Annotated in this window: 8 protein-coding genes and 1 pseudogene; 4 read left to right on the top strand and 5 right to left on the bottom strand. The window is 67.7% G+C overall.

What is annotated here, in order from left to right; genetic code table 11:
• Window position 1 precedes the first annotated feature (1 nt).
• Window positions 2–202: a DUF1918 domain-containing protein gene (locus tag BN1555_RS26960; protein ID WP_093801779.1), complete on the top strand. Its 201-nt coding sequence runs from the start codon at window positions 2–4 to the stop codon at window positions 200–202.
• Between the two features lie 92 nt (window positions 203–294).
• Here the strand turns inward: BN1555_RS26960 and BN1555_RS26955 are convergent, their stop codons facing one another.
• Window positions 295–1,545: a glycoside hydrolase family 10-like protein gene (locus BN1555_RS26955; protein WP_093801778.1), complete on the bottom strand. Its 1,251-nt coding sequence runs from the start codon at window positions 1,543–1,545 to the stop codon at window positions 295–297.
• A 179-nt stretch (window positions 1,546–1,724) separates the two neighbouring features.
• Here BN1555_RS26955 and BN1555_RS26950 point away from each other — a divergent pair, with 179 nt between their 5' ends.
• Window positions 1,725–2,582, top strand: a complete 858-nt coding sequence (locus tag BN1555_RS26950; RefSeq protein WP_093803678.1) for a 3-hydroxybutyryl-CoA dehydrogenase — start codon at window positions 1,725–1,727, stop codon at window positions 2,580–2,582.
• 543 nt (window positions 2,583–3,125) lie between these two features.
• Here BN1555_RS26950 and BN1555_RS26945 read toward each other — a convergent pair.
• Window positions 3,126–3,959: a DUF5677 domain-containing protein gene (locus BN1555_RS26945; protein WP_141662887.1), complete on the bottom strand. Its 834-nt coding sequence runs from the start codon at window positions 3,957–3,959 to the stop codon at window positions 3,126–3,128.
• Window positions 3,960–4,278: 319 nt separating this feature from the next.
• On the opposite strand from BN1555_RS26945, the gene BN1555_RS26940 reads away from it, so the two are divergent.
• On the top strand, window positions 4,279–5,214 hold the full coding sequence (locus BN1555_RS26940; protein WP_176710312.1) for a DUF5655 domain-containing protein: 936 nt from the start codon (window positions 4,279–4,281) through the stop codon (window positions 5,212–5,214).
• Between the two features lie 8 nt (window positions 5,215–5,222).
• Here the strand turns inward: BN1555_RS26940 and BN1555_RS26935 are convergent, their stop codons facing one another.
• The 3 genes from BN1555_RS26935 to BN1555_RS26930 all read right to left on the bottom strand — a co-directional run bounded on the left by BN1555_RS26935 (window position 5,223) and on the right by BN1555_RS26930 (window position 9,706).
• Window positions 5,223–6,419 (bottom strand): IS110 family RNA-guided transposase, encoded by a 1,197-nt coding sequence (locus BN1555_RS26935; RefSeq protein ID WP_093801776.1) that lies wholly within the window; start codon window positions 6,417–6,419, stop codon window positions 5,223–5,225.
• 313 nt (window positions 6,420–6,732) lie between these two features.
• Window positions 6,733–8,559: a hypothetical protein gene (locus tag BN1555_RS38550; protein ID WP_141662886.1), complete on the bottom strand. Its 1,827-nt coding sequence runs from the start codon at window positions 8,557–8,559 to the stop codon at window positions 6,733–6,735.
• Window positions 8,560–8,959: 400 nt separating this feature from the next.
• Window positions 8,960–9,706, bottom strand: coding sequence for a DNA-methyltransferase (locus tag BN1555_RS26930; protein ID WP_093801775.1), 747 nt, complete (start codon window positions 9,704–9,706; stop codon window positions 8,960–8,962).
• A gap of 578 nt (window positions 9,707–10,284) precedes the next feature.
• Here BN1555_RS26930 and BN1555_RS26925 point away from each other — a divergent pair.
• Window positions 10,285–11,429 (top strand): annotated as a pseudogene (locus BN1555_RS26925) (C40 family peptidase).
• The last annotated feature ends 40 nt before the right edge of the window (window positions 11,430–11,469 follow it).

The raw sequence follows: 11,469 nt of genomic DNA, 5'->3' as shown, positions 1-11,469 counted from the left end.
GATGCAAGCAAGCGTGGGCGACCGGCTGCTGATGCACGGCAGGACCGTCGGGCACGAGGACCGGGTCGCCGAGATCGTCGAGGTCCTGGGATCCGAAGGCACTCCCCCGTACCGCGTCCGCTTCGACGACGGGCACGAGGCGCTGATGTCACCGGGCCCGGACTCCGTCGTACGGCACACGGACACGAACCCGGCGCAATAGCGCGAAGCAGCCCCGAACAACCCCGGCCCCGGTCCCGGTCCCGGCCGGCTCCCCAGGAGCCGAGCCGGTACACCCCGGCGCAGCGGGGACCGTCAGCGGGGCGTCCGCACCCGGGCCGGGTAGTGATCCGCCACCACCCGGTCCATCGCCCCGACGCGATCGGCCGCGACCTCCTTCGCCGAGAAGAAGACATGGCCGCGCACCTCGGCGAAGTTCTTGCCGAGGGTCAGGTGACGGGAGAGTTCGGCCGGGTCCTGCCAGGCCGCGGGCTGGGCCGGGTCCCCGGCCTTGTAGAGCGCCTCGCCGACGTACAGGTCGACGCCCGTGCCGCGCACGGTCTCCGCCCACCAGGGCAGCAGCTTGGCGTAGTCGGCGGCCTCGAAACCGATGTTCCAGTAGAGCTGGGGCACGATGTGGTCGACCCAGCCCTCCTTCACCCACTTGCGGGTGTCGGCGTGCAGATCGTCATACGTCTGCACCCCGGCCCGCGTCGGCGAGCCCAGCGGGTCGGTGACGGCGTTGCGCCACACTCCGAAGGGGCTGATCCCGAAGCGGACCTTCTTGCCGCCCTTCTTCCCGACCGCCCCGATCCGGTCGGACATCTCCCGCACCAGCCGGTCGGTGTTGTCGCGCCGCCAGGCGGCCCGGTCCGGGAATCCGGCGCCGTGGCGCGCGAACGCCTCGTCGTCGGCGAACTCCTGTCCCGCCACCGGGTACGGGTAGAAGTAGTCGTCCCAGTGGACGGCGTCGACGTCGTACCGCTCCACGGCGTCCATCATCGCGTCCTGCACGAAGCGCCTGACCTCCGGCAGTCCCGGGTTGTAGTAGAGCTTCCCGCCGTACGGCAGCACCCACTCCGGGTGCACACGCGCCGGATGCGTCGCCACCAGCCGGGACGGGTCGGTGTGATTCGCCACCCGGTACGGGTTGAACCAGGCGTGCAACTCGAGATCCCGCCGGTGCGCCTCCTCCACCGCGGTTCCCAACGGGTCCCAGCCCGGGTCCTTGCCCTGTACGCCGGTGAGGTACTGCGACCACGGCTCGTGCGGCGAGGGCCACAGCGCGTCGGCGGTCGGCCGCACCTGGAACACCACCGTGTTCAGCCTGCGCCGCACCGCCGTGTCCAGATGGGCCAGGAGCTCGGCCTTCTGCTGGTCGGCGGTCAGCCCAGCCCTGGACGGCCAGTCGCGGTTGGCGACGCTCGCCAGCCACATCCCCCGCAGCTCACGCTCCGGGGCGCGGCGGCGCCGCCTGCCGGCCGCGGCGGCGTCCCCGGAGACCGCCAGCGCGGACAGCGCCCCGGCCATTCCCGCCAACAACCCTCTTCGACCGATCTGACCCATATGTCGACCCCTGTTCCGTGGTGACGCGCGTACGTCCCGTCGTGTCCGCAGAGCATGCCCGCCCCGGCCCGTCGCGTACACGCGGGTCGGGAGTAACGTCGGGGGCCGAGGCGGGCACCGGCAACGGCCGGGAGCCTGCCGAACTGTTGATCAGCGAAAGGCACGATGTGACGGACTCCATGGCGGATGTGCAGCGCGTCGGAGTAGTGGGCTGCGGCCAGATGGGCGCAGGCATTGCCGAGGTGTGTGCCCGCAGCGGCCTCGAGGTGAAGGTTGCCGAGACCACGGGCGAGGCCCTGGAGATCGGCCGCACCCGGCTCTACAACTCCCTCTCGAAGGCCGCCGAGCGCGGCAAGATCACCGAGGAGGAGCGCGACGAGACGCTCGCCCGTCTCAGCTTCACGACCGACCTCGGCGAGTTCGCCGACCGCGACCTCGTGATCGAAGCCGTCGTCGAGAACGAGTCGATCAAGACCGAGATCTTCCAGGTCCTCGACCAGGTGGTGACCCGTCCCGACGCGATCCTCGCCTCCAACACCTCCTCGATCCCGCTGGTGAAGCTGGCCGTCGCCACCTCCCGGCCGGACCAGGTCATCGGCATCCACTTCTTCAACCCGGCCCCGGTGCAGAAGCTCGTCGAGCTGATCCCCGCGCTGACCACGTCCGAAGAGACGGTCAAGCGCGCCGAGGCCGTGGTGCAGAACGTGCTGGGCAAGCACCCGATCCGCGCCCAGGACCGCTCGGGCTTCGTGGTCAACGCACTCCTCATCCCGTACCTGCTCTCGGCGATCCGGATGTTCGAGTCGGGCATCGCGAGCCGTGAGGACATCGACAACGGCATGGAGCTGGGCTGCGCCCACCCGATGGGCCCGCTCAAGCTCGCGGACCTCATCGGCCTCGACACGGTCGCCTCGGTCGCCGACTCGATGTACGCCGAGTACAAGGAGCCGCTGTACGCCGCTCCCCCGCTGCTCCAGCGCATGGTGGACGCGGGCAGGCTGGGCCGCAAGACGGGCTCGGGCTTCTACGCCTACTGACCGTCCTACCGGCGGGCCCGGCGCTCACGCCGCCGGGCCCGCCGGGGCACGTTATCCGAGGTCAGGACCGTGTGCGGCCCCGGAGAGCCTCGTCTCCTACTGCCGACCCGACGCCATGCCGGAGCGCTACGAAGCGACGGCGCGGATGCGCGGGCCCGAAGCCCTGGGCCTTTCAGCGCTGTCGCAGCCTTCCGTGCTTGTACTGCGAAAACTCCCTCGGATGTCCCTCCGACAGAGCTGAAAGTCCCTGAAAAGTCCCTGGCGACTCGGACCCGGGACCTACGCATTACGAGACCGTGAGCGTTCGTGCTGCGTAGTGCCTGGTCATGCTACTGAGTGACGTTCTGCCTGATCAGAGCACGTGCGGCTGGTCGGTCTGTGCTCGCTGCTATTACGTCGTCCAGAGGCGTCCGGCCACCGGCTGGCCACCGGAGGGGGCACCGATGGCGACAACGAGAGGTTCCACGCAGGTTGTAGGTCTCCTACAACCTTCCCCCGACGCACCCTTACGCCCACCTGCGCGTCCGCTCAGGCAGGCGTACATCATGCCGAAGGCGTCGCTACATGGGAGTTCCCAGTTGGGCTGGACTGACGGCGCGGAGGAGCATACGGCTTGCGACGGGGGCGCAGATCACCAGAGAGTCCCAGGTCATGCATCGCCTTCTCCAGTAGCTTCTTCATCGGATCGCCCTTGATCGTCGGCCCGATTGCCTGCGCTGCGGTGAACACAGAGACCGCCATGTACACCTGATCGGTCAGGGGGTTTTCGGTAGCTTCGGCTGAGAACCCAACGTGTCCATCGGTCCCGACCGTGATGAAGGCGTTCGCCGTCTGGGCAGAGGTGTGGGCATACGCACTGTGCATCCGGTACAGCGGATAGGCCATCGGCACGTTGTACGCATCGACCATCGTGGCGAAGGACGTTATCTCACCCAGCAGCTTCTCGTGCCAACGACGCTCCTCCGACGTCTCGAAGACGGGAGGGGTAACTGCGAGAGAGGACTCGGGCAACGGATACTTGATCGCCACTAGGTTGTTGCTGAACGACTTCGCCTGCTTGCTCAGGTAGGTATGGACTGCCTGAACGGCGGCTGGGCCGTTGTCGACGAGCCAGCTCATCGCGAAGGCGTGGGCAATGAGGTTCCTCGCCAGCGGCTTGACCTCAACCGTGAAGCCCTGTCGGTACAGGTGAATCATGGCTGCCGCCGTACTCCGGGTGAACAGCCACCAGCCCATGAGGAGCGGGAAGATCTCTCGGTGCTCCTCCAGCGTCGTCACCTCATCGCTGAGCACTTCATTGGCGCTGTCGAGGAACCTGGGGAGCACCGCATCGACCCGGCGTGCACACTGCCGGTTGGCGCCAAATTTGTACGTCATGACTCAGACGGTACGGAGCGATCGGCCAGACGGCCGCCGGTTTTCGATCTCAGGTCAGGGCCGGGCGTCCCCGCTACGCCGTCGCATGCCGGTGCCGTGTCGTCCCGACGCCCATCTCCATCGATATGCATGCCGCCAGGCTCCGCCGTACTGGCGCCGGTGACGACTGGAAAGTCGCCTGGGCCCCGACGCACGGTATTGAGGGGCGCTGGCAGTTCTATATCTATTCGAAGCCGCTCCGCGCCAGCCGACCGCAGGTGGAATATTCAGTGCCTTCGTTCGATTGGTCTCCTTGCAAAGAGCACGGGAGGGGGCGCTGGTGGCGGAGCTGATGTTGTTCCGGCGGGACGCGGACGGGCGGGATGTCGAGCTGTCCGGTTCGACGGTAGCGCTGGAGGCGGAGCTGCAGCGGCGGGTCGAGGCCGGGCTGGAGCAGATGCTCGGCATCCGGTTCGTGGCGTCGGAGTACGCGACCGGTCCGTGGCATCGGGGGCGGATCGACACCCTCGGGCTGGATGAGAACGGCAGCCCGGTGGTGATCGAGTTCAAGAAGGGCTCCGACAGCGGGGTGCTGTCGCAGGCCGTCTCCTACCTGTCCTGGCTGCGCTCGGCGCAGCACGAGTTCGAGGCGCTCGTGCGGAAGGTGCTGGGCGCGGAGGCCGCCGAGTCGATCGACTGGCGTCGTCCGCGGATGGTCTGCATCGCGGCCGGCTTCTCCCACCACGACCGCGTGGCCGTGCAGTGGCTGCCCGAGCGGATCGACCTGGTGCGCTATCGGGTGTTCGAGGGTGGCCTGCTGGGCCTGCTGCTCGTCGATTCCTCGCCCGGCTCGCCGAGCGCCGCTTCGTCTCGGCGGGGCCGGGAGCGGAACGCGACGGCCGGCAGCGCGCCGACGGCCCCGGCGACTTCGCCGCCGACGGGTACCGGCCTCGTCCCGGAGTGCCTGCGGGACCTGTACGCGGAGCTGGACGACGCGCTCACGGCGTGGGGCGAGGTCGAGGTGGCGCCGCTGCGGCACTACATCGCCTACCGACGGCTGGTGAACGTGGCGTCGGTGATCTTCCGTCCGAAGCACGGGGCGATCCTGGTCTATCTCAGACTCGACCCGGGCACAGTCACGCTGGAGGAGGGCTTCACCCGAGACATGCGCAGCATCGGGCACCTGGGGACCGGGGACCTGGAGGTGCGCCTCGGCTCGGCGGCCGACCTGGAGAAGGCGGCGCCGTTGATTCGGCGGGCGTTCGAGGCTTCCTAATGTTGTTGTCAAGCGGCCGTAGCCATCGGCGGTGTCACTTCGTAGCACCGTCGGTCGCGGATGAGGGCCCAGATGACGTTGACACGTCGGCGGGCGAGGGCGAGCACGGCCTGGACGTGCCTCTTCCCTTCGGCGCGTTTGCGATCGTAGAACTGCCGTGAGTTCGGGTCGTAGCGGACGCTGACGAGCGCGGAGGTGTAAAAGACGCGCTGGAGTCGGCGGTGGTAGGTGGCCGGCCGGTGGAGGTTGCCGCTGACCTTGCCCGAGTCGCGAGGTGCTGGGGCAACGCCGGCGAAGGCCGCCAGGGCGTCCGGGGAGTCGAACTCGTCCAGATCGCCGCCAACGGCGGAGAGGAACTCGGCACCGAGAGTCGCACCGATGCCGGGGACGCTCAGGACGATGTCGGCGAGTTCGTGCTCGCGAAACCGGCCCTCGATGAGCTTGTCCATCTCGGAAATATGCGCGTTGAGGGCCATCACCTCCTCAGCCAGGGTATGGACCAGCTTCGCGATGGTCTTCTCCCCGGGCACGGCGGTGTGCTGGCGTGCGGCGGCCTCGACCGCCGCTTCGGCCAGGTCCCTGGCGCTGCGGACCTTGCGGTTGGCCAGCCACTTCGTCAGCCGGGCGACGCCGACCCGGCGGATCGCAGCCGGGGTCTGGTAGCCCGTCAGCAGCTTGAGCGGGCCGGTGTTGGTCACGTCCAAGGCCCGCTCCAGGGCCGGGAACATACTCAGCAGAGTGCCGCGCAGGCGGTTCACGGCGCGGGTGCGGTCCTCGACCAGGTCAGACCGGCGCCCGGTCAGCAGCTTCAGCTCGATGGCTGCCTCGTCACCGGGACGGATGGGCCGCAGGTCGCGGCGCATCCGGGCCTGGTCGGCGATCACGTAGGCATCACGGGCGTCGGTCTTGCCCTCGCCGCGGTAACCGTCGGAAGCCCGGTTCACCAGTCGGCCGGGCATGTAGAGGACCTCTTGGCCGTGGCTGACCAGCAAGGCCAGCAGCAACGCGGGTTCCCCGCCGGTCATGTCGATCGCCCAGGTGACCTCACGCCCGTCGGCCAGGTCCAGGACATCCCCGATCAGCTTCAGCAGCTCGGGTTCGTCATTGGCGACCCGCCGCGACAGCAGTGTCTTGCCGTCCATGTCCAGGGCAAGGCCGTGATGGTGGCCCTTGCCGACGTCAATCCCCGCCCATATCCGGCTCATCGCGCTCCTGACGTGCGTGTTCGTACTCTTCGTGCCACGGACGACCTCGCCGGCATTGCTCTACACAGCGACTTGTTCGCACTTCCTAATCGGCGGCCGAGTCGTCGTGGGGCGCTGAGCGGCAAAGCCTCGATTGCCACGAGACGGCAGCGGCCTGAAAGCCACACCCAGCGCCCCTGGGTGACCCAACCCTACGAATGGCTCGATCAGCCCGATCAAGAAGGTAGAGCGGCCTGAGTCCGCGGAGGGTGGCGCGTCAACCTTCCTTGTCGCGCCAGCCCACCGGCGACTCAGAGCAGCATTCGCTGCGGGTTCACCACAGCTTGCCGCCGATAGCTGAAGCTGCCGCAACCTCGGCTGCTCGGTCCTCTTGGCTCATGTGGTCGAGGGCAGTCTTCGTTGCGTCGCTGTGCAGAAGACGAGCTTCTCCGGGCTCCGGAGGAAGCCATCCGAGCACGGGGGTCCCGTAGCGACTGAGGTGATCTTCCACTTGCTCCGTGAAGGCATCCGAAAGCGTTTGTTGCTTACGGTTGTGGAGAAGCACGAGCCCTGCCAGAGGCAGTCGTGACAGGTCGTGTTGGCCCAGGTGACGTTCTCGCCAAAGAGCAGCGGAATCTTCCGGCGCAAGGTCCACGCCACGATCTCCGTCAATCGCTCGGCGCCACGCCGGAGTTGTCGTCCTTCTTGGATACTCGCTGGCCCCGAAGGAAAAGATCAAGCCGTCAACCCCCTTGTTCGTGATCCCACCTTCCCAGGCAGAGGGTCGCTGATCCAACACGAGGATGCGGCTGCAACGCTCACGTGCAGCGTCGAGAGCGGCATCAATGGCTTTATCGTCTGTGACGGCGAAGAAACCCTGGCCCGGGTTCAGGCTCGCCCTCCAGGCTTCTCCTTTACCCGGAGTCAAGCGCAGGCGGTTCCAGCGCATAACGTGACCCGCAGACCCCGGCACACTGGCCTTCGGCCAGGCTCGGCTGCTGTACCAACTGAAATCAAAGTCGGCGTCGTTGATGGTCAGCACGGCAGCTACGTGCCCTTCGGCAGCCCAGGCGGTCACCAGCCGAACGGCGGCAGGCCCAGCCACACCGTGCACGGCTTCCGAGGACGAGGGACCGGATGTCAGAACGAAGCATCGCCTTGGCTCAGGTCGGCTCCCAGTGCTGGTTCGATGGGCGGGGCGGCTGGGGGAACGCTCCTCGCCCAGGGCAGCCAGGGCACGCCCGGAGCGGCCCGCAGCCGATTCCCCGTGTTCGGTGCGGACGGTGAGGACGCCTCTCCAGCCGTCGACGCGCCCGCCATACCCGACGAAGCGTAGTGTGCAGGTCTTCGGCTCGCAGGCGTGATCAAGGAGCTGTAGGTCAGCTCCTGTGATTGCATCCTGAAGCAGCTCGACGAGCCGTTCATCGTGCAGTGCCACCCCGCCTCCCACTGTCCGTACGAATGTCCAGTCCAGACCGTGCTCAGAGACCGTGCTGCTCACCGAAAGTCCATCGTGCCCCACAAGCGCTGTCCACATCCGCGGGCGGCGCAGTAGCGCGCTCGCCAACTGCGCACTCGCACGGTGCTGGGAAATCACATCGCGGGACAAAGGCGGACGGCGCCTCGGCGGTGCGACTTCCTTGCCGGGTACCCAATGTGGAGTGCAGCGTTCCTGCATCGCACGGTCGTGACGTGCTTGAAGCACGGCAGCCAGGGGCTCGTCCCCCTGTAGATGAATGCGCACTTTCGGGTCTGCGACATTCCACCGGATGCCGATCTTGTTGCCGAACGAGGCGGTCAGCTCGAGTTGCTTTCCGATCATGTAAGCCTGCATTCCCGGAACGCCGCGCCTCGTTCCGCGCTTCTCTGCATACGGCAGCAAGTCGAGCAGCCCTTCGACAGCCCTGGCGCTTTCCAGTCGCAGGTGCAGCAGATCCCCTTTCGCACGAAACGCCTCCACAACACCGAAAGGACGTTCCGACGAGCGATACGACGCCAACCCGCTAAAGATCAGCGCTTCGAGCAAGGCTTGATCCTGACCGGCCGAAGCCACAAGATGCGTCCATGTGCGACGGTCAGCGAGGCGGTTGCTCGCCGACCTGAATGCCTCACCAGTCAGGTCGGTGACGGCAGTGGCATTGACGTTGAGGTAAGTGTTCATGGGTGCGCGCTCCTTGGTCACATTCCGCTGCCTCCCGACCAGGCTGCTTGGAACGGACTCAGGGCCACATGATCCACAAAGTGACGACGTACTGCTTGCGAGGTGTCTGACATGTACGTGGATTGCCTGTCAGCGCCGCAAGGTCGGGTCCGGACGCTCAGGTCTGGCCGCGTACAGAGGCCAGGCATCGATATTGAACCACACCCATCGCATGCTCGGATGCTTCAGCAGACCCGCAAGCGTGTGGCGCTTAACGCCGCCCGTACCGTCCGGCCAGCAACTCCATGGCGAGCCGTTGGTGGACACCAACGACGAAGGGCGGCTGATGCACCGGTCTCCCGTGTGTCAACCGCCCCTCGGCATCTCCGGGCCACCGGCCCTGGGTTCTCCGCTCTCGTGATCATCCCTCCGGTCCAGCCAGGACGAATTCGTCCTGCGCCAACTCCGCGCGGAGCCTCTCCTCTGCGACACCGGCGTAGTGCTCGGACAGCTCGACTCCCACGAACCGGCGGCCTTCGCGCAGGGCAGCGACCCCAGTGGAGCCGCTGCCGGTGAAGGGATCGAGAACGGTGCCGCCCTCCGGGCAGATTTGGACGAGTTGCTGCATGATCTCGACCGGCTTCTGGGTGATATGAACGCGGCCCTTACGGGGCTGGGATGCGATGTAGTGCCCAGGCAGGTAGAGGTCGCGGGTGTTGTCGAGGGACCCCTTGACGCCCCAGATGATGAACTCGGAGTCCTGCTTCGGCCCGCCCTTGCGGGGTCGGCTGGCAGGCTTGATCCACGGGATCGTGCCGCTCCAAGTCCAGCCGGCCATCTGCAGGGCGTCGGTCGTCGTCGGCTCCTGGCGCCAGTCGGTGAAGACCATGGCGACGGCGTGCTCGGTGGAGGCTCGGTACGCCTCTGTGAGTAGGGCGGTCAGCCAGCTTCGGTAGCTTCGCTGGTCGCGGTTCTCGCCGGGGAAGTTGGCGAGGTCGTGGGCGGAGTTGCTGGTGACGTACTTGGCTCGCGCGGTGCGGCCGGTGCGGTCCGAACTGGTTCGTCCGCCGGAGTTGTACGGGGGGTCGGTGATCACGGCGTTGACGCTCTCGTCCGGGAGGGACTTCAGGACGGTCAGGGCGTCGCCTCGGTGCAGCGTGTAGCTCATGGGAAGGGTCTCTCTCAGGGCACGGCGGATCTGGGCCCACTCCGGACAGCGCTCAACGGAGTCCATCTCGGGCGGGGTTGAGCCGGAGGTTAGCGGCGATCTCCGGCCCGACCTAACGAGGCGGGCCGCGCTGCAAGCCCGGGTCCGGGAGTCGTTTGGCGCGGCCGAAATCCCGGTCTACTGTCTCACCGTGTCACCGGGCCAGAGCCTCGCTCCACACCCGCTGGCCTGTGCTTATCCGTGCTGTCTCGTCCGAACGAGCAGCGGGTAAGACGGCATCGTCCCTCGTTCCGCACGCCGTCAGGAGCCCCGGTGTACTGCCTGAGATTACGAGCGCGGCCGGCTGCCGCGCATGACCTGAGACCGGCGTCCGGGAGCTACCAACTCCTCTGACGCCGGGCCCGCCCGAGAGGCGGATGCACATCGGCGCGGTGCCGACGGCTTTGCACGAGAAGTCGGCACCGCGTCTCCTACGAACACCGAGGAGCCGCTGCGATGCAGCATGCCCTGATACGCCCGCACCCCGACCCACCGCCGTCACCCGGCCGGCACCGCCGCCTCGGTGAACGGCGGCGGCGATGAAGAAGACCACCGGAGCCGTCCTCGGTCTGTGCGCGTCCGGTCCGCTGCTGCTGGCCGTTCCGGTCCTTGCCTTCGGGGCCGGGAGCGCCTCGGCCTCCTGCTCGACCGACGGCGCACAGGGTGTGGATACCGCCGCCGTCGCCACCCAGGTGAAGGCCATCGTGGAGGGCGGCGACAAGGGTTCGGTCTCCGTGCCGGGTCTGGACGACCCGGCCGAGCAGGTGCCCCACGCCAAGACGATCCAGGCCACCGGCGTCGCGATGAACATCCCGGCCCGGGGGCAGGTCGTGGCCCTGGCGACCGCCCTGCAGGAGAGCGGTCTGCGGAACCTGACCTACGGCGACCGTGACTCGCTGGGTCTGTTCCAGCAGCGGCCGTCGATGGGCTGGGGCACGGCGAACGAGATCCTCGACCCGGTGCACGCCTCGACCAAGTTCTATGAGGAGCTGCGGAAGGTCTCGGGCTGGCAGTCCCTGTCGGTCACCCAGGCCGCCCAGGCGGTGCAGCGCTCGGGCTTCCCGGAGGCGTACGCCAAGTGGGAGCCGCTGGCCACCGCCCTGCAGAAGGCCATCGAGCCCCTGCTGCCGAAGGCCGGCGACACCTCGCCGAGTCCTTCGCCGTCCGGCTCGGCCGGCACCGGTAGTCCTCCCCCGGTACCGCAGGCGGCTGTCCGGCGGACGGGGACGGGACCGACTTCGGCACCATCCCGCCCGGCGCGATGCCGGCCGAGTACAAGATCCCGGCCGACGCTCCGCGAGAAGTCCAGACGGTGATCAGGTGGGCGCTCGGGCAGCTCGGCACGCCGTACCAGTGGGGCGGGAGCTGTACCGACTCCCACGGCAAGAACCCGATGGGCCGGTGCGACTGCTCCTCTCTGATGCAGGGCGCGTACAAGGCCGCCGGGGTCACCCTGACACGGACGACGTACACGCAGGTCAAGGAGGGCAAGGCGGTATCGGTCGACGCCCTTCGGCCGGGCGACCTCCTCTTCACCGAGGGGACGGCCGCCGTGCCCGAGCACGTCGGCATGGCCATCGGGCAGGGCCTGATCGTCCACGCCCCGCACACCGGCAACGTGGTCCGCATCACGACCCTCGCATCCTGGAAGCCGCGGATTCTCGCGGCCCGCCGAGTCCTCTGACCGGCGCTTCTCCCTCTCCCTTCCCCCTCTTCTCTCCTCG

This window comes from Streptomyces sp. Wb2n-11, from assembly GCF_001049855.1.
Classification (GTDB): domain Bacteria; phylum Actinomycetota; class Actinomycetes; order Streptomycetales; family Streptomycetaceae; genus Streptomyces; species Streptomyces altiplanensis.
The sequence above is the reverse complement of the archived record's forward strand: the minus strand, read 5'-3'. Positions and strand labels throughout refer to the sequence as shown.

Excerpts from the sequence above, each read along its gene's own strand:
- BN1555_RS26960 (WP_093801779.1), top strand. The coding sequence starts at position 2 with ATGCAAGCAAGCGTGGGCGACCGGCTGCTGATGCACGGCAGGACCGTC.
- BN1555_RS26955 (WP_093801778.1), bottom strand. The coding sequence starts at position 1,545 with ATGGGTCAGATCGGTCGAAGAGGGTTGTTGGCGGGAATGGCCGGGGCG.
- BN1555_RS26950 (WP_093803678.1), top strand. The coding sequence starts at position 1,725 with ATGGCGGATGTGCAGCGCGTCGGAGTAGTGGGCTGCGGCCAGATGGGC.
- BN1555_RS26945 (WP_141662887.1), bottom strand. The coding sequence starts at position 3,959 with ATGACGTACAAATTTGGCGCCAACCGGCAGTGTGCACGCCGGGTCGAT.
- BN1555_RS26935 (WP_093801776.1), bottom strand. The coding sequence starts at position 6,419 with ATGAGCCGGATATGGGCGGGGATTGACGTCGGCAAGGGCCACCATCAC.
- BN1555_RS38550 (WP_141662886.1), bottom strand. The coding sequence starts at position 8,559 with ATGAACACTTACCTCAACGTCAATGCCACTGCCGTCACCGACCTGACT.
- BN1555_RS26930 (WP_093801775.1), bottom strand. The coding sequence starts at position 9,706 with ATGAGCTACACGCTGCACCGAGGCGACGCCCTGACCGTCCTGAAGTCC.